Raw genomic sequence first — 25,666 nt, forward strand, 5'->3', positions numbered from 1 at the left:
GTGCAACACCGCCGAGATCAGACGGCGCGCGTGAAGTGCCCGCGGGTGAAGTGGTGCGCCAGGCGCTCGCGCACGGCGAGTGCCGGGGGCGCCTCATGGCGTGCGAGTGCCCCCAGCAGCCGGGCGTAGTCGCCGACCAGTTCGGCGATCGGATCGCCCGGAAGGTTGAAGAGCATCCGGAAGGTTCGGATCCCCGCCTCCCACAGGCGCGGGACGAACTCCGACCCCTCGATGGGGCGCGAGTGCAGGAGCCGGTTGCGGCACGCGGCATCGGTGGCGACAGGGAAGGTGTAGCCCGCCGGGTCTGTCAGCTCGACGACGGGATGCTTCTGCACGCACAGGTCCCGGCAGGTGGTCGCCACGCGGTCGAACGCGGCCGAGAGGACGCAGTGCTCGATCGTCATCCCCTCGGGGCGTCCGTACACGACGACGTCGAAGCCGCGCCCCTTCCATGGGGCGACGAGCTGGGCGATCTCCTCGACCGTGAGCTCCACGGAGGCGGCCATCCGCGAAATGCCGCGGCGGAAGAACTCCGCGGCGGTGTGCGCGTTGAAGACGTTGAGCGCGTAGTCGGTGGCCACGTCGCGCCCGGCCGCCGCCAGCTCCACGGCCAGCCCGGCGTGCCCGGTGAGTACCGGCAGCTGCAAATCGAGCCACTTGTCGAGCGCGCGACGCTCCTCGGGGCGGACGATGGTGGGCGTGCGCAGGCGCACCACGACGCCCCCTTCCCCCAGCTCGGCCGCCAGCGCCCGCAGGCGTGCAGCTGGCGGCACGGGGTGGCGCAGGAACGGGTCGACGACGATCTCGGTGGCCCCGGCCGCTGCCGCCGCGCGCGCCTCGTCCAGCGACCATACCTCCACCGAGAGTGTCCACCCGTCACGTGGGGGGGCGCCGGGGCCGAGCGGTGCAGCGATGGCGGCGTGGATGCGCGCCGCACGCTCGGCCTCCTCCGCCGAGCGCGCCCAGTCCCGGCGAAGAAGCAACGCGTCGACGGCCCCCTGCCTGAGCTTGTTGAGCTCGCTCACCGGGAGAAAGAGCCCATCGGCGAGCCCGGCGATGTCGAGCGCGCCGAGCGTGAACGGCGTCTCGCCCAGCCGCCCCAGCTGCTCGCGCAGGCGGGAGTGGTCGAGGGCACGCTGTGAGGCCGGGGCGAGCGCGACCTCGCTGCGGACCTCCACCTGCTCGCCTCCCGCCGCGAAGACGGCCTTGAGGGGGGCCCCCGCGTTGCCGAAGAGCCGGACATCGAGGCGCTGGCGCCGCCCTCGCGCGGGAATCGGGAGCGCCGCGAACGAGGCGCGGGCGCGCTCCAGCAGCGCCGCCTCGGAGCTGCGCACCACGCGCCACCCGGCCGGGACGCGATCGCGAGCATGGATGGCCTGTCGCATCACGCCATTTCGAGCCGACACGGTTCGCACCCGGGTCACGGCGAAGCCGGTCGACCGTGCACGCGCCCCCGGCGGCGGCTCGAAGCCCAGCCCGTCGCCCGGCTGGATGGCGTGCGTGACCTCGACCAGGAGATCCTGCCCGTCGCGACCGAGGACGATGCCGATTTCGTGTCCGCGATTGTCGGGCTGCTCCCGGGTGATGTAGTCCCGCCCCGCCCGGCCGGTGAACATCCCGCTGGTGAAGCCGCGCGAGAAGATCTGCACCAGCGGGCGGACCTCCTCGGCGGTCGGATGCGCCGCGTCGCCAGCCGCAACGCGATCGAGGAAGTCGCGGTAGGTGCGCGTGACGGTGGCGACGTATTCAGGCTTCTTCTTGCGCCCCTCGACCTTGAGGCAGTCCACGCCAGCCTCGGCCAGCTCGCGCAGCTGGTCGTACGCCGCCAGGTCCTTCGCCGAGATGAGGTAACCGCGGTCCAGCTCCTCTCCGCTCCGCGCGTCGGTGAGTACGTAATCCTTGCGGCACGACTGCGCACACGACCCGCGGTTCGCGCTCCGCTCCGAGATCATCCCCGACATGAAGCACTGTCCCGAGTAGGAGATGCACAGCGCCCCGTGCACGAAGGTCTCGAGCCCGAGCGCCGGCGCGGCGGCGCGAATGGCGCGCACGTCGTCCAGCGTGTTCTCGCGCGCCAGGACGACGCGCTCGAGTCCGATGTCGTGCATCAGGAGCGCCCCGCTCGCGTCGTGCACCGTCATCTGCGTGGAGCCGTGGATCTCGAAACCGGGATACACCTGCTGAATCAGGCGGATGATCCCCAGGTCCTGCACGATGGCCGCATCGATGCCGCGGTCGATCGCTTCGCCGAGCAGGGCGAGCGCGTCGGCCAGTTCGGCCGGCTTGACCAGCGTGTTCAGCGTCAGGTAAACGCGCGTCCCCCCGCCGTGGGCGATGAGGCAAGCCTGCTCGAGCTCGTCGAGCGTGAGCTGGGCGCCCTCGTCCCGGGCATTGAATCGCTCGGCGCCGAGGTACACCGCGTTGGCGCCGTTGGCCACGGCCGCGCGAACCGCATCGAGCGAGCCGGCGGGGGCCAGGAGTTCGGGAATGGGACGCTGGGACATGGGGGCGAAATCTAACGACCGGTGGAATGCCCCTTCGGGAGGGCCCCCGCTGGTGCGTCCCGCTACGAGGCCCCGGCTGGGAGGCCCCGCCTCGAATGTCGCAACGAGCCGCTCAGCCGACGAACGTGCGCCACCCCAGCATCACGCCGACCACGGCGCTGGCGATGGCCGCCCCGATGCGGATGCGGCGTGCGTACACGAGGTTCCGCGCTGCGGCGGCGCCGGCGACCGCTCCGGTGAGGAGCGAAACGACCGACATCCCCGCCACCGTCCCGAGCCCGAACGCCGCCAGGTATCCGAGCTGGGCCTCCCTGGTCGAGGCGGCCGCCACCATCAGGACGATGACGGCCCCGCTCCCGGCCATCCCGTGCGCGACGCCGAACCAGAGGGAGCGCGCGACGGTGCGGATCCCGGGATCGTGCGAATGCGGGAGGTGCGCATCGTGGGCGTGCGCGTGCGGCTCCCCGAGCTCCCGCCGATGTCGACGCGCCTCGGCCACGAGCGACGAGACGCCCAGGGCGATCAGGAGCAGCGCGACTCCCAGCTCCGCCGTGCGATAGAAGGACTCGGGGACGTGAATGCCGAGGACGATGAGCGCCAGCGACACCACGGCGACGCTGGCGGTGTGCCCCACGCCCCAGGCGACTCCGAGTCGCGCCGCGTGCGCGAGGCCACGATGCCGAGTCGCGAGGGTCGTCACGGCGGCCAGGTGATCCGGCTCGAAGGCGTGGCGGAAGCCGACCAGGAAGCCCACCCCCACAATTGTCAGGATTCCCAGGAACATCTGCCGTCCTCACGCGTGGGCGGCGACCAGCGCCTGTCCGAGCGCGAGCCCGCCATCGTTAGGTGGAACCTTGTGGTGCAGCAGCACCGTGAATCCGGCCGCGCGCAGGCCGTCCTCGGCGAGCGCGAGCAGGAGGACGTTCTGGAACACGCCGCCCGTCAGCCCCACACGGTCGATCCCGCGCGTCTCCCGAAGGCGGGATGCGACGGCGACGATCGCGCCGGCGACGGCCACATGCACCGCCCGCGCCATGTCTCGCCTGTCGCGTCCGACGGCCGCGTCGGCCGCAACACCGCGCAGCACGGGCGCGCCGTCGAAGATAATCACATCGCCGGGCGAGTCGGAGCACTCGAAGTGGTACGCGGGACCGCGTGCGGCTCCCTCACGGGCCATCCCCTCGAATTCGATCGCCGCCTGGCCCTCGTAGCTCACGGATTGGCGCCCTCCGGCGAGCGAGGCGGCCGCATCCAGGAATCGTCCCATCGACGTGGTGTCGACGCAGTTGATGCGCCGCTCGAGCTGGGTGCGGAGGACGCGGCGCTCCCCGGCGGCCAACGCCGCCGCGGCGTGCGTTCCCTCCCATGGCAGGCCGGCAGCCCACAGTTGGGCCAGCGCCGTCCGGGCGGGGCGCCGTACGGCGGCGTCGCCTCCGGGGAGTGGGGCGGGCGCCAGGTGGGCCACGCGCTCGAAGCCGGCATAGCCGCCAAGCAGGACCTCGCCACCCCAGATCGTGCCGTCGGTCCCGTAGCCGGTCCCGTCGAAGGCGAAGGCGAGGATGGCGTCGCGCGCTCCCAGGCCGTGCTCGCCCATGAGGGCGGCAAGGTGCGCATGGTGGTGCTGGACTTCGATCACTGGCAGGCGCTGCTCGGCGGCCAAGCGGCGCCCCCACTGGGCCGAGAGGTAGCCTGGGTGCATGTCGCAGGCGAGACGCTCCGGCACCACGCGAAAGAGGCGCGCCAGATGGTCGCACGCGCGCTCGAGCGCGGCGAGCGTCTCCAGGTTGCCCACGTCGCCGATGTGGGGCGTGAGGAAGGCGTAGCGGTCGCGCGTGAGGCAGGCGGTGCCCTTGAGCTCTCCCCCCACCGCCAGCACCGCTGGCGCTGGCGCGGGGAGGCGCACCGGATACGGGGCATAGCCGCGTGACCTGCGCAGGGGAAGCTCGCGTCCCTGGTGCACCCGAATCACCGAGTCATCGCAGACCACGTGGATCTCGCGATCGTGCAGCAGGAAGCCGTCGGCGAGGGAGGCCAGGCGCTCGAGCGCCTCGGCGTTGTCGCGGGCAATCGGCTCCTCGCTCAGGTTTCCGGATGTGAGAACGAGCGGCCCAACTGCGGCCAGCAGGTGGTGCAGCGGCGTGTAGGGGAGCATGACGCCGAGGGTCGCCTGCCCCGGCGCCACTTCACGGGCCACGGCGATGTCGGGGGCGCCCCGACGCTGCAGGAGGACGATGGGGCGCGCCGGCGACGTGAGGAGGCGCCCTGCATCGGGTGAGACCTCCGCGAAGCGACACACCTCGGTGACGTCCCGGGCCAGGATGGCGAATGGCTTGTCCGACCGTCGTTTGCGGGTCCGCAGCGCCATCACGGCCTCCGGCCTTGTGGCGTCGCACGCCAGATGAAAGCCGCCAATTCCCTTCACCGCCACCACGCCCCCGCTCCGTAGCGTATCCAGGGCGGCCGCCAGCGCCGCTTCGCCCGTGAGGGAGTCGCGCTTCTCGTCGCGCGTGCGCCAACCCAGGCGGGGACCGCAGGCCGGGCATGCGTTCGGTTGCGCGTGGAAGCGCCGGTTGCGCGGGTCGTGGTATTCGTGCGCGCACGCCTCGCACATGACAAACGACGCCATGGTGGTGAGCGGGCGATCGTACGGCACGTCGCGTATGATGGTGTAGCGCGGTCCGCAGTTCGTGCAGTTGATGAACGGGTAGCGATAGCGGCGATCGGCGGGATCGTGCAGTTCGCGGAGGCAGTCGTCGCACGTGGCGACGTCGGGAGAGACCGGCGTCACCTCCCCCGGGAGGGCTTCGCTGGCAAGGATGCGGAACTCGCGCTCTCCCTGCGTCGGGACGGACTCGACGTGCACCTCCTCGATGCGGGCGAGCGGGGGAGCCTCGCGCTCGAGCGATTGGAGGAAGGCGGCCACGTGCCCGGCGTCTCCCTCCAACTCCAGAAAGACGCCCGCTCCGTCGTTGCCGACGTGGCCGGCCAGGCCGAAGTGCGCGGCCAGGGAATGGCAGAAGGGGCGGAACCCGACCCCCTGCACCACGCCGCGGACGTGCACGCGACGCCTAACGCGTTCCACCGCTCCTCCATCCGGCACCGCACGGCGCGCGTCCCGTGCACCGGCCACGGCGCTGAGGGGGGCGAGGGGCACTCACCCGATCTCCCATGGCATGAAGGTGCCGCGCCCCACGCGCCCACGGATAGTGGGATTCCCGGGCGCAACTGCCCTCCAATCGCCGACACGGCACCCCGCCCTTTCGTCGCACCTTGGCCTCCAGGTGCCAGGTAGCGAGCTTTCGCCCTTCCGGCCCGCGCCCCCCGAGGCGGCCGCGCTGGTCCGGGCGAACCGCTTCGTCACTCCGCTTATCTGTCTTCGATGCACGAGCTCTCGCTGGCGCAGGGAATTGTCGAGCAATCCGTGGAGGCCGCGCAGCGCGCAGGCGCGGCGAAGGTGCTCTCCGTCCGCATCAAGGTGGGGGCGCTCGCCGGCGTGGAGTCGGGCGCCCTGCAGTTCTGTTACGAAGCGGCCAGCCAGGGGACGCTACTGGAGGGGTCGCGCCTGGAGATTCTCGACGTACCATTGGTGGTATGGTGCGCCCATTGCCTGAAGGAGGTCGAGTTGGCTGGGGTGCAGAGCTTTCGCTGTCCCACCTGCGGCACCCCGTGCGGGGAGATCCGGCAGGGGCGTGAATTGCAGGTCGAATCGGTGGAGATCGAATCATGAGCCAGACCCGGATCGTCGAGGTTCGCGCCGGAATCCTGAAGAAGAACGACGAGCTGGCGCGGGGGCTGCGCGCGCGCTTCGAGGCTGCGGGGGTCTACGTCGTGAACCTCGTCTCGAGCCCGGGCACGGGGAAGACGCAATTCCTGGAGCATACGCTTCGCGACCTTCTGGCGTCGGGCGCGCAGGCCGCGGCGCTGGTGGGGGACCTCGAGACCGACAACGATGCGCAGCGCCTGGCGCGGAGCGGAGCGCCGGCGCGCCAGATCAACACGCACGGACGCTGTCACCTCGAGGCGGAGATGATCGGCGACTTCCTGGGGGACTGGGACCTGGCGTCGCTCGACTTCCTCTTCATCGAGAACGTGGGCAACCTCGTCTGCCCGGCGAGCTACGACCTGGGCGAGGCACTGCGGGTGGCGCTCCTGTCGGTGACGGAGGGCGAGGACAAGCCGCTCAAGTATCCCACCATGTTCAACTCGGCCGACGTCGCCGTCGTCACCAAGATGGACCTGGCCGAGGCGTGCGAGTTCGACCGAGCCAAGGCGCACCGCGCCATTCACGAAGTACGCCCCGGGATGACGATCCTCGAGGTGTCGTCGAAGTGCGGGAGCGGGATGGAGCAGTGGATGACGCTGCTTCGCGAGCGGCGGGACGAATGGCAGGGACGCTTGGGCGCCGCGCTGGCCCCTTCCGCCAGCGAGCCTGGTGCTTCATAGTCGTCGAGCGTGAACGGTCACCCTCCGCAACGCGAACCATGTGCCTCGCCGTTCCTGGACGCATCGTCGACATCTTCGAGGCCGGGGGCGCCCGGATGGGGCGCCTCGACTTCGGGGGGATCCAGAAGCAGGTCTGCCTCGAGTACCTCCCCGACGCGGTCGTGGGCGACTACGCGATCGTCCACGTCGGCTTTGCCATCTCCCGTGTGGACGAGGCGTCGGCGCACCAGACGCTGCAGCACTTTCGCGAGCTGGGAATCCTCGAGGAGGAACTGGGCGAGGTGCCGGACGAGGCGTATCGCCCACCGGACGCCTGCCCCCTCCCACCTCAGCTGCAATGAGGTACCTCACGGAGTTCCGCGACGGCGCCATCGCCCAGCGGCTCGCCGCCGACATCAGGGCGATCACCACGCGCCGCTAGGCGATCATGGAAGTGTGCGGCGGGCAGACGCACAGCATCCTCCGCAACGGGATCGACCAGCTCCTCCCCGACGGGATCGAGCTGATCCACGGGCCGGGCTGCCCGGTGTGCGTCACGCCGCTCGAGGTGATCGACAAGGCGCTGGCGATCGCGGCACGCCCCGGGGTGATCTTCACCTCGTTCGGCGACATGCTCCGGGTCCCGGGCAGCGAGCGGGACCTCTTTCGCGTGAAGAGCGAGGGCGGCGATGTCCGCGTCGTGTACTCCCCGCTCGACGCCGTGCAGCTGGCGAGGGCACACCCCGACCGGGAGGTCGTCTTCTTCGGGATCGGCTTCGAGACCACGGCGCCGGCCAACGCGATGGCCGTGCACCTGGCCAAGCGGGAGGGACTGCGGAACTTCACCATGCTCGTCTCGCACGTCCTCGTCCCGCCCGCCATCGATGCCATCATGCGCGCTCCCGCCAATCGGGTGCAGGCGTTCCTGGCGGCCGGGCACGTCTGCAGCGTCATGGGGTTCTGGCAGTACCCGGCGCTGGCGGCCGAGCACCACGTCCCCATCGTCGTCACCGGCTTCGAGCCGCTCGACGTCCTGGAGGGGATCCGTCGCGCGGTGTGGCAGCTCGAGCACGGGGAGGGCCGGGTGGAGAACGCTTACGAACGGGTCGTCACCTTCGACGGCAACCGTCCGGCGCAGGCACTCCTCGGACAGGTGTTCGAGGTCACCGACCGTGCGTGGCGCGGCATCGGCGTCATCCCCGGGAGCGGGTGGCGGCTGAGCGATGCGTATCGCGACTTCGACGCCGAGCGCCGGTTCGACGTCGGGCGCATCGCGACGCGCGAATCGACGCTGTGCCGCGCGGGCGAGGTGTTGCAGGGCGCCCTCAAGCCCAACCAATGCGCGGCGTTCGGCCGCGAGTGCACGCCCCGCACCCCGTTAGGCGCGACGATGGTGTCGAGCGAGGGAGCGTGCGCGGCGTACTACAACTACGGAAGGTTCGTCACCCTCCAGCGCACCACCGCGTGACGCCGTCCCTCGTGGACGCGGCTGCGCCGCCAGCCGGCGCACTCCCGTCTCCCGTCTCCCATCTCCCGTCCATCGTGCGGCTCCCGTGACCATCGACCTCGCCGCCTGGTCGTGTCCCCTCCCGCTCAGGGACTACCCGGCGATCGTACTCGGGCATGGCGGAGGAGGCCAGCTCACCAACGAGCTGGTCGACCACTTGTTCAAGCCCGCCTTCTCGAACCCGGCGCTCGACCGCATGACCGACTCGGCCGTGCTCGCCCTGCCGCCGGGGCGCATCGCGTACTCCACCGACTCCTTCGTGGTGCGCCCGCTCTTCTTCCCCGGCGGGAGCATCGGGACGCTGGCGGTGAACGGGACGGTCAACGACGTCGCGATGAGCGGGGCAACGCCGCTCTTCATGAGCGCGGGGTTCATCATCGAGGAGGGATTCCCCACCGCGTCGCTTGGGCGCGTGGTCGCCGAGATGGCTGCGGCCGCCCGCGCGGCCGGGATCAGCATCGTCACCGGCGACACCAAGGTCGTCGAGCGCGGCAAGGGCGACGGCCTGTACATCAACACCTCCGGCGTGGGGATCGTCCCCGACGGCGTGGCGATCGCGCCGCAGCTGGCGGTCCCGGGCGACCTCGTCCTCCTCAGCGGAACGCTCGGGGATCACGGCATGGCGATCATGAGCGTGCGCGAGGGGCTCGAGTTCGAGACGACGATCGAGAGCGACTGCGCCGCGCTCCACACGATGGTGCGCGACCTCCTGGCCGCTGCCCCCGGCGTGCACGTCCTGCGTGACCCGACGCGCGGAGGGCTGTCTTCGGCGCTGAACGAGATCGCGACCCAGGCGTCGGTCGGCATCGTGGTGCAGGAGGACCGGATCCCCGTGCGCCCGCAGGTCCGGTCGGCGTGCGAACTGCTCGGCCTCGACCCCTACTTCGTGGCAAACGAAGGAAAGCTGATCGCGATCGTCGAGCGGGCGCAGGGCGACGCCGCCCTGGCCGCCCTTCGCGCCCATCCGCTCGGCGCCGACGCGGCGATCATCGGCGAGGTGACCGCTGCGCACCCTGGAATGCTCATCGAGCGCACCGCGATAGGTGCGAGCCGCGTGGTCACCATGCAGATCGGGGAGCAGCTGCCGCGCATCTGTTGATCCGCCGCGGCGCGTGGGCGCCACCGCCGCGACCGGGGCCCACGGCTCACCCTTCCGGAGGGCCGTCCGAGGACGCCGGTTTCGACTTGATGAATCGCATGGCCCACGCCACCGCCACGAGGACGATCGCGATCACGCGGAGGCGTGCATCGTCGAGGCGGACGCCAGCGGCGAAGATGATCAGCCCCATGACCGTCAGCGCGAGCTTGGCCTTCGTGACCGTGCCCATCGCGGCTGGCCTCAGTGCGCGACCGGAAGGCCGAGCGCCGCGACCTCGGCTTCGGGGAGGTCGAGGACCATCCGCAGCATGGCGGTCGAGAAGACCTTTCCCTGCGCGTCGGTCTTGAGGGAGAGCGTCCCGCCCCCGTCGAGCGCCCCATGCAGCAGGAAGTTCAGCGCGTGCAGGTTGGGAAGCTCGTAGCGCTGCACTCCGCCGGTGATGACACCGCGAAAGTGCCTCGCCACCCGGTCCACCGTGAGCTCGCGCGCGAGGAGGGGATACCACTCGGGCTTCAGGGCGATGACGCCGACGTTGGCGGTGTCACCCTTGTCCCCGGACCGGGCATGGGCGAGGTCGAGGAGCCGCACCTTCATCGCACCACCTCCACCTGGGTCGTGACGACGCTCTTGTCGATGAGCGCCGGCCAGTAGGCGACGATCTCTTCCACCTTCGGGCGTCCCGCCGCGAAGCCGGTCACACTCGGCGGGCCGTTGAGGACCATCGGGATCAGCTCGCGCGTGAAGCGTTCGACCATCGCCTTGTCCTGGCCGCGGACGCCGACCCGCAGCTGCACCTCCGGGGCATCGCGATGATCGCCCGCCAGCGGGCCATGGGTCGCGTTGGCGCCGACGAACTCGGTGACGATGGTGTCGAACGTGAGCCCCAGGTACTCCAGGCGCCGGCGCAGCACCTGGTCGGCGGCCTGTGCCTTCGCCAGGGCATCGGGCCACGCATAGACCAGGGTCCCCACCGCCTTGTAGCCGGAGCGGTACGCGATCGACACCTTGAGCTTGTCGGTCGGGGGGCGCCCCTTGATCCCGAAGACCCTCACGCGGTTCTCGCCCGACGGCGCGAGCTGGATCGAGGTGAAGTCGGCGACGACGTCCGGGGTGATGTAGGAGTGCGGGTCGCCCATCTCGTACACCAGCTGCTCGGAGACCGTCGAGACGTCGATACGCCCGCCGGTGTCGGGGTGCTTGCAGATCTCGAAGGTCCCGTCGGGGCGCGCATCCACGATGGGGTAGCCGATGTTCCAGACGTCGGGAATGGTGTCCCAGTCCTTGAGGCAGTTGCCACCCGAGCACTGGGCGCCGCACTCGATGATGTGGCCGGCGATGATCCCGGCGGCGAGCTTGTCCCAGTCGCCTGGCCCCCACCCGAACTCGTGGCGCAGGGGGGCCATGGTCAGCGCCGTGTCGGTCGAGCGCCCCGTGATCACCACGTTCGCGCCCTTGGCCAGCGCCTCGATGATGGGGTCCGAGCCGATGTAGGCGTTGGCCGAGAGGACCCGGTCGCGCACGATCGACAGCGGCTCGCCCGTGTCCATGTTGGCGAGCGCATGCCCCTCGGCCAGCAGCGCGTCGAGGCGCGGCAGGAGGTCGTCACCGGTCACTACGCCTAACGCCAACTTGCCTCGCACGCCCTTCCGGTCGGCGAGGGCGAGGAGGGCGTCGGCGCATGCCCGCGGGTTCACCCCGCCCGCGTTGGCGATCACCTTCACCCCGCGCTCGACGATCCCCGGCAGCACCGACTCGATCGCCCCGATGAAGTCGCGTGCATACCCCATCTTCGGGTCGCGCTCCTTCTGCTTCTGGAGGATCGACATCGTCACCTCGGCCAGGTAGTCGAGCATGAGGTAGTCGACGGGGCCTCCCTCCACCTGGCGGCGGGGCGCCTCGAGCCAGTCGCCCCAGAATCCCTGGCCGGATGCGACCCTGACGAGCGACTTCATCGGCGCACTCATCGTGCAACCTCCGGTTGCGGCGGAAGGACGAAGGCCCCGATGTGCGGGCCCGGGTTGCGGAGCGCGGCGCGCAAGGCCATGGCGATGACGTCGCGCGTCTCCTCCGGATGGATGATGGCGTCGACGTAGCCGCGCGCGGCCGCGTAGCGGGCGTCGAGCTGGTGTTCGTAGTCGGCTCGCATCTCCTCGACGGCCTGCAGCACCTCGCCCGACGGAGGGTGGCCGGCCTTCTTCGCCGCCTCCAGCGCCGGGCCGTGGACCGCCTGGATCGCGGATTCTCCCTCCATCACCCCCATGCGCCCCGTGGGCCACGAGAAGATGAAGTCGGGGTCGAACCCCTGCCCCGCCATCGCGTAGTAGCCCGCCCCGGACGCGTGGTTCACGGTCAGGACGAGCTTGGGGACGCGTGCGCAGGCCATGGCCTCGACGAATCGCGCCCCGGCGCGGATGATCCCCTCGTGCTCGGCCTCGGCGCCGACCATGAAGCCCGACACGTCCTGCACGAAGAGGAGCGGGATGCCCTGTCGATCGCAGCGGTCGATGAAGTACGCCACCTTCTCGGCGCTCTCCGCATAGAGGATCCCGCCGAAGCGCGGCTTCTCCCCCGGGCGCCCCTTGATGAGGCCGCGCTGGTTGGCGATGACGCCGACGGCGATTCCCTCGATGTGCCCGTCGCCGCAGATCATCTCTCGCGCGAGGCCGGGCTGGAACTCGTCGAGCGTTCCGTCGTCGAGGACGGAACGCAACACCGCATGCATGTCGTAGGACATGCGGTGGTCGGCCGGGAGGAGGTCGTAGAGGGCGTCCGGTGAGGCGCCCGACGGGCGCGGGGAGACGCGAGCGGGGAGTGCGGCTCCCTGCGGAAGCCGCGCGACGAGTTCGCGAATCTTCGCCAGGCAGGCGGCGTCGTCGTCCAGGGCGTAGTGCGCCACGCCGCTGACCTCGGTGTGCGTCGACGCCCCGCCTAACGTCTCGCCGTCGATCGTCTGGCCGGTGGCCCCCTTCACGAGGTTGGGGCCGCCGAGCCCCATGAACGACGTCCCCTTCACCATCAGGATGACGTCGGAGAGCGCGGGAAGGTACGCACCGCCGGCGATGCACGGCCCCATGACCGCGGCAATCTGCGGCACCCGGAGGTAGCGCCGCATGATCGAGTTGTAGTAGAAGATGCGCGCCGCCCCGTACTGCCCCGGGAAGACCCCCCCCTGGTACGGGAGGTTGACCCCGGCCGAGTCGACGAGGTAGATGATCGGGATGCGGCAGCGCATCGCGATCTCCTGCGCGCGCAGGATCTTTCGGATCGTCTCCGGCCACCAGGAGCCGGCCTTCACGGTGGCGTCGTTCGCCACGATCACGACCTCGCGGCCGTGCACCTGACCGATTCCCGTCACCACGCCGGCGCCCGGCGCCTGGCCGTCGTACTGGTCGTAGGCCACCAGGAGGCCGATCTCGAGGAACCGCGAGCCGACGTCGCACAGCGCCTCGATGCGCTCGCGCGCCGTGAGCTTTCCCTGCTTGTGCTGTCGGGCCACCTTGTCGGCGCCGCCGCCGGAGCGCAGCGTCGCCTCGAGCTCGCGCACCGCCGCGCCGAGCTCCCGCAATCGTGACGTCATGCCGCCGGCTGCCGGGACTGGAACCACCCCTGGATGTAGTCGATCAGCGCCGATGTCGGGGTGCCGGGGCCGAACAGCTCCCCGATCCCCTGGGCGCGCAGCGCCTCCATGTCCTCCTTGGGGATGATCCCGCCGCCCGTGACGAGGATGTCATCCCGCCCCGCCTCCACCAGCAGCTGGCGGACCCTGGGGAAGAGCGTCATGTGTGCCCCGCTCAGGATCGACAGCCCGATCACGTCGACGTCCTCCTGCACGGCGGCGTTGGCGATCATCTCGGGGGTCTGGTGCAGCCCGGTGTAGATCACCTCCATCCCGGCATCGCGCAGCGCGGCGGCCACCACCTTGGCGCCGCGGTCGTGGCCATCGAGGCCGGGCTTGGCAATCAGGACACGAATCGGTCGGGACATAGGGTGCTCGGTCGTGGGGCGTACCGTGTGGAAGCGTTCAACGACGAACGGCGCGCGGCGTGTTCCAGCGCCGGCGAGCGGCGTGTTCCGTCGCCGGCGAGCGGCGACCGGAAAACTAGCCCCCGTTCGCTGGGGAAGGCACCTCTCGCCTAGTGCTCCTTCCTGGCAACGAGGAGCATCTCGCCGGAGCTGCGCCGGAGCGGGCGGTCGCGCCATCCATCGAACGCCTGCTCGACGACGAGCCCGGCGTCGGCGCAAAGCTCGGCGAGGCGCGTGGCGGTATAGAGCCGGAGTCGGTGCTCTCGCTCCCCGTTCACGCCGGCGCCGCGAAACGTCGAACGGATCGTCAGGATTCCAGCGAGCGGGTCGAAGGTGCGCTCGTGGGCCACGACCGTCCCGTCGGTCGTCGTCCACCAGTCCTTCGACACGAAGCGCGCCATCACGCCGTCGCGGTTCCCGCCGTGCCACACCAGGATGCCGCCGGGGCGGAGGACGCGCGCGAACTCGGCGATGGTGCGCGCATCGTCCGCCGGTTGCGTGAAGAAGCCGAACGAGGTGAAGAGATTGAGCACGGCGTCGAAGCGTCCGCTCCACCTGGCCGGCAGGCGGCGCATGTCACCCTGCGTGTACCGCAGCGTGGCTCCCGTTCCGCGTGCCCTGGCCTTCTGCAGCAGCTCGCGTGAATAATCGAGCCCGTCGACGTCGAAGCCGGTCTCCGCCAGGAGGTGCGCATGTCGCCCCTGTCCGCACGGCACGTCGAGCACGCGCGCCCCGACGGGGAGCTCCAGGATCTCGATCAGCCGGGCGACCTCGCGCCGGTCCTGCGCCAGGTCGAAGATCGGCTCGTACTCGAGCAGGTACTGCGCGTCGAAGTACGACGCCCACCACTCCCCGCGAGCGGACGAGGCGACGTGGGGGCGAGCCGACGAGGGTGAGCGACCCTCGCCGCGCCGGTTCCCGGCGCCCGCGGAAGCCATCCTTCGTCGTCCCGTCTTCTCGTCTTCTCGTCTTCTGGTGCTCAAAAGAAGACCGGCTCCCGGTACGCGCCGAAGACTTCCTCCATCGCCGCACGGATCTCGTACAAGGTGCAATAGGCGCGGGCGCAATCGAGGATGTAGGGGATCAGGTTGGCGTCCGTACGCGCCGCGTCGCGCAGCGCGCCCAGGCGCTGCTGGACGAGGGTGGAGTCGCGTGTGGCGCGCAGCTGGGCCAGCCCGGCGCGCTGCGTGTCGTCCGCCTCCTTCCCCACCTTGAGGACCGGGATGGTCAGCTCCGGCTCCTCGGTGACGAACTCGTTCACCCCCACCACCAGGCGCCGGCGCTGCTCGATCTCCCACTGCTGGCGCATGGCGCTCTCGGCGATCTTGCGCTGGAACCACCCCTGTTCGATCCCCTTCACCACGCCGCCCTGCTCCTCGACCTGGGCGAAGATCTCCTCGGCCTCGCGCTCGAACTGGTCGGTGAGCGCCTCGACGTAGTAGGACCCGCCCAACGGGTCGCTCACGTTGGCGACGCCGGTCTCGTAGGCGAGGACCTGCTGCGTGCGGAGCGCCACCTGCACCGCCGCCTCGGTGGGGAGGGCCAGCGTCTCGTCCATGGAGTTGGTGTGCAGCGACTGCGTCCCGCCGAGCACCGCGGCCATCGCCTGGTAGGCCACCCGCACGATGTTGTTCATCGGCTGCGGCGCGGTGAGCGTCACCCCTGCCGTCTGCGAGTGGAAGCGCAGCATCCACGAGCGCGGGTCCCGCGCCCCGTACACGTCGCGCAGGCGCCTGGCCCAGATGCGGCGCGCGGCGCGCAGCTTGGCGATCTCCTCGAAGAAGTCGTTGTGGATGTCGAAGAAGAACGACAGGCGCGGGGCGAAGGTGTCGACGTCGAGGCCGCGCGCCATCCCGCGCTCCACATACGTGAAGCCATTGGCCAGGGTGAAGGCGAGCTCCTGCGCCGCCGTCGCCCCGGCTTCGCGGATGTGGTAGCCACTGATGGAGATGGTGTTCCACTTGGGCGTGTTCGTCGCCGCCCACTCGAACAGGTCGACGATCAGGCGCAACGCGGGCTCGATCGGGTACACCCACGCGTGCTGCGCCATGTACTCCTTGAGGATGTCGTTCTGGACCGTCCCCATCACCTGCTCCGGCTTCACCCCCTGGCGCTCGGCCGCGGCCACGTAGAAGCAGAAGAGGATCACCGCCGGTCCGTTGATCGTCATCGACGTCGAGACCTTGTCGAGCGGGATCCCGTCGAAGAGCGTCTCCATGTCGGCCAGGGACGAGATGGCGACTCCCGTCTTCCCGACCTCACCCTCCGACCGCGGATGGTCGGAGTCGTAGCCCATCAGCGTCGGGAAGTCGAATGCGGTGGAGAGCCCCGTCTGCCCGTGCTCGAGGAGGAACTTGAAGCGCTGGTTGGTCTCGCGCGCCGTGCCGAATCCGGCGAACTGGCGCATCGTCCACAAGCGGCCGCGGTAACCCGTGGGGTGGATGCCGCGCGTGTACGGGAAGTCGCCGGGCAACGGCAGCGCGAGGGGATCGCCGTCCATGGCGTCGAGCACCGTATAGACCGGCTCGACCTCCTTCTCGGAGTTCACGAAGGCGAGGTCGCGCTTCTCACCCTGCTCGTAGCGCGTGCGCCAGCGCGCCACTTCCGCGCGCAGGCGCTCGAGTTCCTGCTGCTGCTCGCGGACCGTCTCGGTCAGATCGCGCATCGACGTCATGGGCTCGTCCTCGTTAGGATCCCGGCACCGCGCCGCAACAACTCGTCGGCGATGCCGAACGGCGTGCTCGTGCCGGCCTCGATGGCCGGGAGCGACGCCTCGATGAAGGCCTGGATGTCCGGGTCGCGCCAGACCCGGTGTCGCAGGCGCTGCTCCGCCACCTCCAGGACCTGTTCCCGCCACCGCTCGCGTCGTCGCCGGGTCAGCTCCCCGCTGGCCCCAAGATAGCGGAAGTGCCGGTCGAGCGCGTCCACGACCTCGCCGACCCCCTCCCCCTTGGCGGCGACCGTGCGCAGCACCGGGGGGACCCAGCGCTCCTCCTGCTCGCCGCGCGCGGCGGCACGCGCCACCCTGGCGGGGTTGGCAATGGCGCCCAGGTCCACCCCATGGTGCGCCGGCACGTCGCGCAATGCGAGCCCCGATCGCATCCCCAGCATCAGCTCGATGTCGTTGCGCACCCGGTCCGCCCCCGGGCGGTCGGCCTTGTTGACCGCGAACAGGTCGGCGATCTCCATCAGCCCCGCCTTCAGCGTCTGGATCGAGTCGCCCGACTCCGGAACGAGGACGACCAGGGTGCTCTCGGCGGCGCGGGCGATGTCGAGTTCGCTCTGGCCGACGCCCACCGTCTCCAGCAGGATGCGGTCGAAGCCGAAGGCGTCGAGGACATCGGCCACGACCCGCGTCGCCGACGACAGGCCGCCTAACGATCCTCGGGTCGCGAGCGAGCGGATGTACACCCCCGGGTCGAGCGCCACGTCCTCCATGCGGATGCGGTCGCCCAGCAGGGCCCCGCCGGTGAACGGTGAGGTCGGGTCCACGGCGACGATGCCGACCGTGAGCCCGGCGGCGCGGTACGCCTTGGTGAGCTGGGTCGTGAGCGTGCTCTTCCCGGCTCCCGGCGGTCCGGTGATCCCGATGCGCCGGGCGCGGCCGATGCGCGGGTGAAGCGCGGCCAGCAGCGCATCGAACCCCTCGCGCTGGTTCTCGACCAGGCTGACGGCACGCGCGAGGGCGGCCGGCTGCCGGGCGTCGAACGCGCCCAGGAGTCGCTGGATCGCGGCGGGGAGCTCGCCGCTGGCGGCGGCCGGGAACGAAGACGACAGGGTGGTCACGACGCGTCGGGTCCGGCGTTCGGGGGAATGGGGGGGGAGGCGGCGGGGGGAGCGCCGGGGAGCTCGGTGGGGGCGAGCGGGGCGCCCGCGGAAAGGGGAGTCCCCGGGGTGACCGGCTCATCGTGCTCGTCCCGGATGTCGCCGACGAGCTCCTCCAGCAGGTCCTCGAGGGTCACGATCCCGGCCGTGTGTCCGGTGTCGTCCTTCACCACCGCCAGGTGCGTGCGCCCGCGGATCATGCGCGTGAGAAAGGCGTCGCAGGGCATCGCGGTGGTCGCCAGCGCCACCGGGCGCAAGCGCGGCCGCTCCTCCCCGGCCGTGTCGATCAGGTCGAACGCGTGCAGCATGCCCACGACGTGGTCGAGCGATCCCCGGTAGATCGGGACGCGGCTGTATCGTGACTGCGCGACCAGGCGCGCCACGTCGGCCGGCGCCGTCCCCTCCTCGATCGCGAACACCTCGTCGCGGGGGGTCATCACCTCCGCCAGCGTCTTCTCGCCGAACTGCACGACGCCCTCGATGATCGCGATCTCGGCATGGTCGCCCACGCCCTCCAGCTCGCCCTCGCGCAGGAGTTCCTCGAGGGCTTCGGCGTCGGTCGCCGCCTCCTCGCTCGCCTCGCGTCGCGCCTCGCCCGTCACGCGCCGCACCACGACGAGGAGGGGCATGAAGAGGAATTCCACCACCCGCAGCAGCGGGAGGAGGACGGGGATCAGGGCGCTCGACCAGCGGCGCGCGACCGCGCGCGGGATGAGCTGTCCCGCCAGGAGCAACAGGAGGGCGTACCCCACGATGGCGCGTCCCTTGGCCAAGGGGCCCCCCGGCACCGCCGTGCCGATGAACGTCCCGGCGATGAACACGGCCATCGCCACCCCCGTCGTGGCCGCCAGGAGCAAGCGCTGCGGGCGCTCGAGGTAGAGGGCGGCGGTGCGGGCACCGCTCAGGCGACGCTCCACCCAGTGCCGCAGCCAGATCCGGCTCACCGACCGCACCGCCGTGGCGGCCGCCGTCAACGAGGCCACCACGACGATGGTCACCAGCAGGAGGGCGGCGGCGCTCATGCGCCCCCCTCCAGGCCCCACTCGGTCGGCTCGTCCGAGACCAGGCGCTCGAAGTACACGCGATGCACGCGCCGCCGCACCACGCGTTCCACGACCACCCGGAAGCCATGCAGGGTCAGCTCCTCGCCCGCGCGCGGGACGCGCCCCAGCACCTCGTAGACGAGCCCGCCCAGCGTCGACACCTGCTCATGGCGCATGTCGACCCCCAGGATGTCGGAGAGCTCGTCGAGCGTCAGCCGGGCGGAGAACCAGAAGCGGTCGTCGCCGTCGCGCTCCACCGGCGGTTCCTCGACGTCGTATTCGTCCCGGATGTCGCCGACGATCTCCTCCAGCACGTCCTCGATGGTGATCAGCCCGGCCGTCCCCCCGAACTCGTCGGCGACGATCGCGACGTGCTGACCGCTCGCCTGGAAGTCGCGCAGCTGGGCGTCGGCCTTCTTCGCCCCGGGGATGAAGACCGCCGGGCGCACGAGCGCGGTCCAGTCCTCCGGAACTTCGTCGGCGACGATCCCCGCCAGCAGGTCCTTCGCGAACAGGATCCCGACGATGTCGTCGATGCTCTCGTGATACACCGGGATGCGGGCATGCTCCGAACTGCGCACCCGGTCCACCACCTCCGAGAAGGGCGTGTCGCGGTCGATGGCCACCATGTCCACGCGCGGCACCATCAGCTCGTGCACCTCGGTGTCGCCAAGCCGGAAGACGCCCCGCAGCTGCAACTCCTCCTCCTTCGTGGCCTCGGCCTCGGCCGCCACCACCTGCCGGAACTGCTCGGACGTCGCCTCGCGGGCGTCCTCCTGCCGCGCCGACGGGGGGAGGAGGCGATGCAGCGTTGCGTCGATCCAGCCGCCGAGGGCGGCGATCGGCGCGAGCCCCCGCTCCACCGCCCGGATGAACGGCAGGAGACGCAGGGCGCCGCGTTCGCCACGGACGCTTCCCGTGCTGCGGGCCAGCGATTCGGTCACGCCGACGAGCAGCAGGGCCGCGAGCCCTCCCAGGGCCACCGCCGCGCCGCGCGACCGTTCGCCCAGCCCGAGGGCAGCGGCGACGCTGACGCCGCCGGTGAGCTGGGCCATGACGCGCGCGAAGGCCAGCGCGCGGTGCGCGCGCTCGCGTCGCCCGTGCAGCGCCCGGAGATCGCGCGGGAGCTGCGCGTCCGGATCGAGGGCCAGCATCGCACCGTCCGCGGCGGCGCACGCGGCCGCCACCGCGGCGGCGAGCAGCGCCGCCATCCACGACAGGATCGTCACCATGCGCCCTCCGCCCGCAGGCGCCGGACCCACCGCTCCTGGCGCCGCCACATGGGCGAGCGCTGGCGCTCCGCGCCCTCCGGGTGCTCGAAGCCGAGGGCGTGCAGCACCCCGTGCACCGTCAGGCGCACCAGCTCCTCCCGCATGGTGCAGCCGAAGGCGGCCGCATTGCGTCTGGCGACTGCCGGGGCGATGTAGACGTCCCCCACCAGCGGGAGCACGGGGGCGGCCGGGGCGTGCGCGAAGGTGATGATGTCGGTGGCCCCCGTGTGTCCCAGGTGCCGGCGATTGAGGCGTGCCATGGTCCGGTCGGTGACGAAGGCGATCGTGAGCACCGCCGACCGGCATCGCTCGCCCGCGAGGACGCGCCGCCCGATCGCCGCCACGCGCGCGCGCGACAGCGGAAGGCGCCCCGCCTCGCTGGACACCAGGACGTCCAGGGCGTGGCGCGTGCGCGCCGGGGGGGAAGGTTCGTCGTCCATGCCGCTCAGGCGCCCAGGTCCTCGGCGTACGCCCTGATGATCTCGCGCACCAGGCGATGCCGCACCACGTCGACGTCCGTCAGGTAATGGATCGCGATCCCGTCGATGTGCGACAGGATGCGCTCGATCTGCAGCAGCCCCGACTCCTCGCGCTTGGGGAGGTCGATCTGCGTCTTGTCGCCCGTGATGACCGTCTTGGAGTTGGCCCCCAGGCGCGTGAGGAACATCTTCATCTGCGCGTTGGTGGCGTTCTGCGACTCGTCGAGGATCACGAACGCGTCGTTCAGCGTGCGCCCGCGCATGTAGGCGAGCGGGGCGATCTCGATGACGCGCGTCTCGAGCGCCTTCTGCATGCGTTCGAGCGGCATCATGTCCTCCAGCGCGTCGTAGAGGGGGCGCAGGTACGGGTCCACCTTGGCCTGCAGGTCACCCGGAAGGAAGCCCAGGCTCTCTCCTGCCTCCACCGCCGGGCGCGCGAGGATGATGCGTCGCACGCGCTTGCGCGACAGCGCGTCGACGGCGGCGGCCACGGCCAGGTAGGTCTTCCCCGTCCCCGCGGGGCCGATCCCGATGACGATGTCGTTCTCGGCGATCGCCTGCAGGTACGCCCCCTGGCCCGGCGTCTTGGGCTGGATGATGCGACGCACGCCGGGGAGCACGATCCGGTAGTCGTCCTCGCCCTCCTCGCGCGATTCCTCGAGCGAGATGCGCAGGACGTCGTCGGCGTCGAGGGCGCCGCGCTGGCGGGCGGTGTCGATCATCCTCTGGGCGATGGTGACCCCCCGCTCCACCGCTTCGGCCGACCCGCTCAGGGTCAGCGCGTCTCCCCGCAGGGCCACGCGCGCCCCGGAGAGGCGCTGCAGCTCGACCAGGTTGGCGTCGTGCACGCCCGCCAGCGTGAGGGGGTCTGCCCCTTCGGCGCTCAGGCGGTGCGTCTGCGTCGGGATCAGCGTCGGATCGGCCACGAGTCAGTCGGTGATGGAGAGGTGGAGCGCCCGCAGGTCCTCGGGCTTCACCGGCGTCGGCGCCCCCTCGAAGAGGGCGCGCGCCGCCGTCGTCTTGGGAAAGGCGATCACGTCGCGCAGCGACGGGGCCCCCGCCAGGAGCATGGCGATGCGGTCGAAGCCTAACGCGAAGCCGCCGTGGGGCGGCGCCCCGGAGGCGAGCCCGTCGAGGAGGAAGCCGAAGCGGCGCTGCTGCTCCTCCGGACCGATCCCCAGCAGGCGGAAGATGAGCGCCTGCAGCCGCGGATCGGTGATACGGATCGACCCGCTCCCGAGCTCGTTCCCGTTGTAGACCGCGTCGTAGTGCTGCGCGCGGCACCGCCCCGGGTCGCTTTCCAGGAAGGGAAGGTCGTCCGGGTGCGGCGAGGTGAACGGGTGGTGCGCGGGGACGTGCGCCCCCGTGTCGGGGTCATGCTCGAACAGCGGAAAGTCGACCACCCAGCAGAAGGCGTGCTCCCGGAGGACGGGGATCCCCGGGCGTTTCACGACCAGCGACCGGACGGCGTGCAGCGCCGGCGACGTGACCTCGTCCCGGCCCACGACCGCCAGCAGCAAGTCGCCGACGGCGCCGCCCGCCCTTTCCAGCGCGCCGGCCCCGATCGCCTTCACCCCCTGCCCCTCCCACCCCTGCTCCGCGCGACGGGCCCAGATGAGCCCCCCGGCCCCGGCGTCCCTGGCCGCCGCGGTGAAGCCGTCGATCTCCTTGCGCGACGCCTCCGCCCCATGCGGGACGCGCACCCCGCGCACCCGGCCGCCGGCGCCTAACGACTCGGCCACGAACGGCGCCGCGTCGGCCCCCACGTGCGCCGACAGGTCCTCGATCTCGACGCCGTAACGCAGGTCCGGCTTGTCGACGCCGAATCGCTCCATCGCCTCCCGCCACGTGAGGCGCGGGAACGGACGCGGGACCGCATGCCCCGCCTCCCCCCACAACGCCACCAGGACCTCCTCCACCACGTCCTGCACGTCCTGCACGCTCACGAACGACGCCTCGAGGTCGATCTGCGTGAACTCCAGCTGGCGGTCGGCGCGCAGGTCCTCGTCGCGGAAGCAGCGGGCAACCTGGAAGTAGCGGTCGTACCCGGCCACCATCAGCAGCTGCTTGTAGATCTGCGGCGATTGCGGGAGCGCGTAGAACTCCCCGCGGTGCACCCGGCTCGGGACCAGGAAGTCGCGCGCCCCCTCGGGCGTGGGCTTGGTCAGGATCGGCGTCTCGATCTCCAGGAAGCCCAGGCCGCTCATCACCCGCCGCGTCACCTGCATCAGGCGGTGCCGCAGGACGAGGTTCTGCTGCAGCTCGGGGCGCCGCAGGTCCAGGATGCGGTGCTTCAACCGCAACTCCTCGGCGGCCAGCTTCTCCCCCTTGCCTCGCGCCACCGGGATCGCCGGCGTGACCGCCGGCCCGACGACGCGGGCGCTCACGGCACGCAGCTCGATCGCTCCCGTCTCCAACTCCGGATTGCGCCCCTCCGGGGGACGGGCCACGACCTCTCCTTCGACCAGGACGACCGTCTCCGGCGTCAGGCGCTCCGCCACCTGCAACGCTTCGGCGGTCGCCGTCCCCGGGGCGAAGGACACCTGCAGGAGCCCGGCCCGGTCCCGCAGGTCCACGAAGACGAGCCCCCCCAGGTTCCGGGTGCGATGCACCCACCCTCCCACGCGCACCCGCTCCCCGACGTGCGATTCACGCAGGGCGCCGCACAGGTGGCTCCTGAGGGCCGTGGCCAATGGGTTCGCACTCGTCACGTCCTGGTCTCCCGGCGCCCGCGCGCCGACCGCAAAAGTGAGGCGCCGGCCATGGCCCCTGCCACGTCGGCCACCCAGTCGAAGGCATCGGTGCTTCGACCGGGAATCCACTGCTGATGCCACTCGTCCGCCGCCGCGAACGTCGCCATGGCCAGCCCCATCATCGCCCAGGTGCCCCACCCTCGCCCCGCGACCGCGCGGGCCACGAGCCACCCGAGCACACCGTACAGCGTGGCGTGCACCACCTTGTCCACCCCGGGGACGATCGGGGGTGACGGGAGCGCGCTACCAGGCAGTGATGTCGCGACCAGGATCATCCCACCCCAGAGAATCGGCGGACTCCAGCGACGGACCACGCTCATCGGCGTCTCCGGCGTCCGGCACACGGCGCGTCCGAGTCTCCTGCGGAGCGCGCCACGGGCGGATCGGAGCGATTCGTCCTGCGAGATCGGGGCATGGGCGATGACGGGCCGGAGGGCGCCTCCGACGATCGGGGCGCCCCTGTCCCGGCGGAACAACTCCCGCGGAATCTAGTTTTCCGCGCTCGACGGTGGTAGGCAATGAGTTGACCGCGCCCCCCGGATCCGGTATGCTCAACCGCATGTCACGCTTTGTGTTGGACCGTCACGGGCCGGGCATCGCCGGCCGGCGGGCCATCCGGCGGCGACCGGGGCGGACGAGTCGGTCGCCGCGCCCCGCCCGTCATCCCGTCCCTTCGTCGCCGGTCGACGCGTGAAGACCAACCTGCTCAACCTCACGCCGGCGCGGGCCGCCGAGACGCTCGGCGAATTCCTGCGCGCCCGCGGAGAGCCTGCCTATCGGCTCAAGCAGCTCCTCCCCGCCCTCTGGAAGCATCCGGTTCGGTCGTTCCAGGAGCTCTCGACCCTGCCGCGGGCATTGCGCGATGCCCTCGACGGGGCGTTCGCCCTCCCTCCACTCGCCCTGGTGGCGCGCCAGTCGTCGACCGACGGGACCGAAAAGTTCCTGTTCCAGCTCCACGACGGGCAGACCATCGAGACGGTCGCCATCCCCGAGGGCGACCGGATGACCTTCTGCATCTCCTCGCAGGCGGGGTGTGCCCTCAAGTGCGCATTCTGCGCCACCGGGGTCATGGGATTCGCCCGCAACCTCGAGGTGCACGAGATCGCGGGCCAGGTGCGCGAACTCGCCCTGCTGGCCCCCCCAGTGCGTCCGACGAACATCGTCTTCATGGGGATGGGCGAGCCACTGATGAACTGGGCCGCCGTCGATCCCACGCTCACCATCCTCAACGCCCCCGAGGGCTTCGGCATCGGGGCCCGCCACATCACCGTCTCCACGGTCGGCGTCCTTCCGGGGATCGTCGCGCTGGGGCACCGTCCCGAGCAATTCCGCCTGGCCATCTCGATCCACGCACCGTCCGACGAGCTCCGCCGGTCGCTGATGCCGATCAACGTGAAGTACCCGTTGGCCGAGGTCATCGCGGCGGCCGCGGCATTCGAACGGCGCGTGACCTTCGAGTACGTCATGCTTGGCGGGGTCAACGACCACCCCGAGCATGCCGAGCAGCTGGCCGCCCTGGCGCGGGAGTGCGGGGCGTTCGTCAACCTGATTCCGTTGCACCCGGGGGGAGCCGGGAACTTCGTCCCCACCACCGCGGCCGGCATCCGCGCGTTCGCCGGCCGCGTGCGACGCCTCGGCGTCGAGGTGGCGATCCGGAAGAGCCGCGGCAAGGACATCGCGGCCGCCTGCGGACAGCTACGGGTAGAACGCCTCCGGCGGCGTTCGCACCACCCGGCCGACCAGCACGGTGACGTCAACGTAGCGTGAGCTGTCGGGGCGCGACTCCACCCGCGCCCCGCCTAACGCCTCGCTGACCAGCGCCGCCCACTCGGGGTGAGCGCTGCGGTCCAGCACCAGGGTCGAATCGAGCGCCGGTCCCTGCCCCGCGAACCGCACGACGTCGAAGCCGGCATCCCGCAGGTAGAGCGTGACCCGGCGTGCGACGCCCCGCGTGGTCGTCGTGTTGAGGACCTCCACCCGGATGCGCGTCCCCGGAGGGACGACCCGGCGCACGGGGGCGCCCTGGGGCGCGCGGGGCTCGTCAGGTGCACCAGGGCTGGCGCGGAGGAGCCAGGCGCCCGCCCCGGCGGCCACGAGCACGGCCGCCGCCACGAACAGCGCGATGCGCCTCATCGCACGCGATTCCACAGCGCCGCCGTCTCGGGAAAGATCGTCTTCCCCTCGCGCAGGGTCCACTCGATCCGCGTCCGCACCACCTGCCGGAAGACGCCGTCGAAGTCCATGGGGACGTGCGAGGCCAGGAAGGCCCGATCGGCCTGCGCGAACGGACGCCCGGGTTCGAGGTAGTCGGCCATGAACAGGGCCCGCCCCGCGCGTCCCCACTCGGGATTGCCAAGCGTGTGCCAGCGGATGGCCTCCAGCACTTCCTCCCGCGCCTCCCCCTCCTCGGCCAGGCGGCGCGCGGCGGCCGGGCCGTGCAGGACCGAGTCCGGGAGCGACCGGTCGGGGACCGCCAGCCGCAATTCGTCGAGCGGCGCATCGCGCAGCGCATCGTGCCAGCGCCCCGCATCGTGCCACAGCTGGCGCTCCGCATCGGTGAGGTGCAGCGCCTCGCTCCAGCCGTCCAGCAACGCCGTCACGCGCGCGATGTGCGCGCGTCGCTTGTCGCCGACCCGCGCCCACGAGGGGAGCTCCACCGGGGACGGGGCGTGCGACGGCGGCGAGGAATCAGCGAAGGAGGGCACGCCGGCGCAACCTAAAAGCGCCCGGGAGGGGCGTC

24 protein-coding genes and 1 pseudogene are annotated in these 25,666 nt (G+C 71.2%); 6 read left to right on the forward strand and 19 right to left on the reverse strand.

Translation table 11 applies throughout. The features are described 5' to 3' along the window. Window positions 1-17 precede the first annotated feature (17 nt). From ABS52_03480 to ABS52_03490, 3 genes are all read right to left on the reverse strand, one after another. The gene (locus tag ABS52_03480) at window positions 18-2,504 is read right to left on the reverse strand and encodes a hypothetical protein (GenBank protein ODT04670.1); all 2,487 of its coding nucleotides are present in this window, start codon (window positions 2,502-2,504) and stop codon (window positions 18-20) included. 112 nt (window positions 2,505-2,616) lie between these two features. After that, entirely contained in the window at window positions 2,617-3,288 is a 672-nt protein-coding gene (locus tag ABS52_03485) for a hypothetical protein (protein ODT04671.1), read from the reverse strand. A gap of 9 nt (window positions 3,289-3,297) precedes the next feature. Continuing rightward, the gene (locus tag ABS52_03490; GenBank protein ODT04815.1) at window positions 3,298-5,604 is read right to left on the reverse strand and encodes a carbamoyltransferase HypF; all 2,307 of its coding nucleotides are present in this window, start codon (window positions 5,602-5,604) and stop codon (window positions 3,298-3,300) included. A gap of 279 nt (window positions 5,605-5,883) precedes the next feature. Here ABS52_03490 and ABS52_03495 point away from each other — a divergent pair, with 279 nt between their 5' ends. The 5 genes and pseudogenes from ABS52_03495 to ABS52_03515 all read left to right on the forward strand — a co-directional run bounded on the left by ABS52_03495 (window position 5,884) and on the right by ABS52_03515 (window position 9,532). Next, entirely contained in the window at window positions 5,884-6,231 is a 348-nt protein-coding gene (locus ABS52_03495; GenBank protein ODT04672.1) for a hydrogenase maturation nickel metallochaperone HypA, read from the forward strand. Next, entirely contained in the window at window positions 6,228-6,947 is a 720-nt protein-coding gene (locus ABS52_03500; GenBank protein ODT04673.1) for a hydrogenase accessory protein HypB, read from the forward strand. The genes ABS52_03495 and ABS52_03500 overlap by 4 nt, the downstream gene beginning before the upstream one ends. 38 nt (window positions 6,948-6,985) lie before the next feature. Continuing rightward, a complete protein-coding gene (locus tag ABS52_03505) occupies window positions 6,986-7,288 on the forward strand; it encodes a hydrogenase (GenBank protein ID ODT04674.1) in 303 nt (100 codons plus the stop codon). Next, window positions 7,285-8,394 (forward strand): annotated as a pseudogene (locus ABS52_03510) (hydrogenase formation protein HypD). The gene ABS52_03505 and the pseudogene ABS52_03510 overlap by 4 nt, the downstream one beginning before the upstream one ends. 85 nt (window positions 8,395-8,479) lie before the next feature. Beyond that, window positions 8,480-9,532, forward strand: a complete 1,053-nt coding sequence (locus tag ABS52_03515) for a hydrogenase expression/formation protein HypE (protein ODT04675.1) — start codon at window positions 8,480-8,482, stop codon at window positions 9,530-9,532. A 46-nt stretch (window positions 9,533-9,578) separates the two neighbouring features. On the opposite strand, the gene ABS52_03520 is transcribed toward ABS52_03515, so the two are convergent. The 14 genes from ABS52_03520 to ABS52_03585 all read right to left on the reverse strand — a co-directional run bounded on the left by ABS52_03520 (window position 9,579) and on the right by ABS52_03585 (window position 23,201). Further along, window positions 9,579-9,761, reverse strand: coding sequence for a hypothetical protein (locus ABS52_03520; protein ODT04676.1), 183 nt, complete (start codon window positions 9,759-9,761; stop codon window positions 9,579-9,581). A gap of 11 nt (window positions 9,762-9,772) precedes the next feature. Continuing rightward, window positions 9,773-10,126: a hypothetical protein gene (locus tag ABS52_03525; protein ODT04677.1), complete on the reverse strand. Its 354-nt coding sequence runs from the start codon at window positions 10,124-10,126 to the stop codon at window positions 9,773-9,775. Further along, window positions 10,123-11,484: an ATPase gene (locus ABS52_03530; GenBank protein ID ODT04816.1), complete on the reverse strand. Its 1,362-nt coding sequence runs from the start codon at window positions 11,482-11,484 to the stop codon at window positions 10,123-10,125. Before ABS52_03530 ends, ABS52_03525 begins: the two co-directional genes overlap by 4 nt. A gap of 8 nt (window positions 11,485-11,492) precedes the next feature. Next, window positions 11,493-13,109: a propionyl-CoA carboxylase gene (locus tag ABS52_03535; protein ID ODT04678.1), complete on the reverse strand. Its 1,617-nt coding sequence runs from the start codon at window positions 13,107-13,109 to the stop codon at window positions 11,493-11,495. Next, window positions 13,106-13,516 carry a methylmalonyl-CoA mutase gene (locus ABS52_03540; GenBank protein ODT04679.1) on the reverse strand — a complete coding sequence of 137 codons (411 nt, stop codon included), beginning with the start codon at window positions 13,514-13,516 and terminating at the stop codon, window positions 13,106-13,108. The genes ABS52_03535 and ABS52_03540 overlap by 4 nt, the downstream gene beginning before the upstream one ends. Before the next feature lie 149 nt (window positions 13,517-13,665). Next, on the reverse strand, window positions 13,666-14,493 hold the full coding sequence (locus tag ABS52_03545; GenBank protein ODT04680.1) for a hypothetical protein: 828 nt from the start codon (window positions 14,491-14,493) through the stop codon (window positions 13,666-13,668). 41 nt (window positions 14,494-14,534) lie between these two features. Further along, complete coding sequence (locus ABS52_03550) at window positions 14,535-16,169, reverse strand: methylmalonyl-CoA mutase (protein ODT04817.1); 1,635 nt, start codon at window positions 16,167-16,169, stop codon at window positions 14,535-14,537. A 56-nt stretch (window positions 16,170-16,225) separates the two neighbouring features. Further along, window positions 16,226-17,284, reverse strand: a complete 1,059-nt coding sequence (locus ABS52_03555) for a GTPase (GenBank protein ODT04818.1) — start codon at window positions 17,282-17,284, stop codon at window positions 16,226-16,228. Window positions 17,285-17,337: 53 nt separating this feature from the next. Beyond that, entirely contained in the window at window positions 17,338-18,423 is a 1,086-nt protein-coding gene (locus tag ABS52_03560; protein ID ODT04681.1) for a hypothetical protein, read from the reverse strand. After that, window positions 18,399-19,685, reverse strand: a complete 1,287-nt coding sequence (locus ABS52_03565; protein ODT04682.1) for a hypothetical protein — start codon at window positions 19,683-19,685, stop codon at window positions 18,399-18,401. Before ABS52_03565 ends, ABS52_03560 begins: the two co-directional genes overlap by 25 nt. Beyond that, window positions 19,649-20,134, reverse strand: a complete 486-nt coding sequence (locus ABS52_03570) for an rRNA maturation RNase YbeY (protein ODT04683.1) — start codon at window positions 20,132-20,134, stop codon at window positions 19,649-19,651. Before ABS52_03570 ends, ABS52_03565 begins: the two co-directional genes overlap by 37 nt. Window positions 20,135-20,139: 5 nt before the next feature. Further along, a complete protein-coding gene (locus ABS52_03575; GenBank protein ODT04819.1) occupies window positions 20,140-21,081 on the reverse strand; it encodes a phosphate starvation-inducible protein PhoH in 942 nt (313 codons plus the stop codon). 21 nt (window positions 21,082-21,102) lie between these two features. After that, complete coding sequence (locus ABS52_03580; protein ID ODT04820.1) at window positions 21,103-22,866, reverse strand: aspartate--tRNA ligase; 1,764 nt, start codon at window positions 22,864-22,866, stop codon at window positions 21,103-21,105. Window positions 22,867-22,880: 14 nt separating this feature from the next. Further along, window positions 22,881-23,201 carry a hypothetical protein gene (locus tag ABS52_03585; protein ODT04684.1) on the reverse strand — a complete coding sequence of 107 codons (321 nt, stop codon included), beginning with the start codon at window positions 23,199-23,201 and terminating at the stop codon, window positions 22,881-22,883. A gap of 415 nt (window positions 23,202-23,616) precedes the next feature. Between ABS52_03585 and ABS52_03590 the strand changes: the two genes are divergently transcribed. Then, entirely contained in the window at window positions 23,617-24,693 is a 1,077-nt protein-coding gene (locus tag ABS52_03590) for a 23S rRNA (adenine(2503)-C(2))-methyltransferase (GenBank protein ID ODT04685.1), read from the forward strand. On the opposite strand, the gene ABS52_03595 is transcribed toward ABS52_03590, so the two are convergent. After that, on the reverse strand, window positions 24,622-25,059 hold the full coding sequence (locus ABS52_03595) for a hypothetical protein (GenBank protein ID ODT04686.1): 438 nt from the start codon (window positions 25,057-25,059) through the stop codon (window positions 24,622-24,624). The genes ABS52_03590 and ABS52_03595 overlap by 72 nt on opposite strands. After that, window positions 25,056-25,583: a hypothetical protein gene (locus ABS52_03600; protein ODT04687.1), complete on the reverse strand. Its 528-nt coding sequence runs from the start codon at window positions 25,581-25,583 to the stop codon at window positions 25,056-25,058. The genes ABS52_03595 and ABS52_03600 overlap by 4 nt, the downstream gene beginning before the upstream one ends. Window positions 25,584-25,666: the final 83 nt, after the last annotated feature.

The organism is Gemmatimonadetes bacterium SCN 70-22, assembly GCA_001724275.1.
Classification (GTDB): domain Bacteria; phylum Gemmatimonadota; class Gemmatimonadetes; order Gemmatimonadales; family Gemmatimonadaceae; genus SCN-70-22.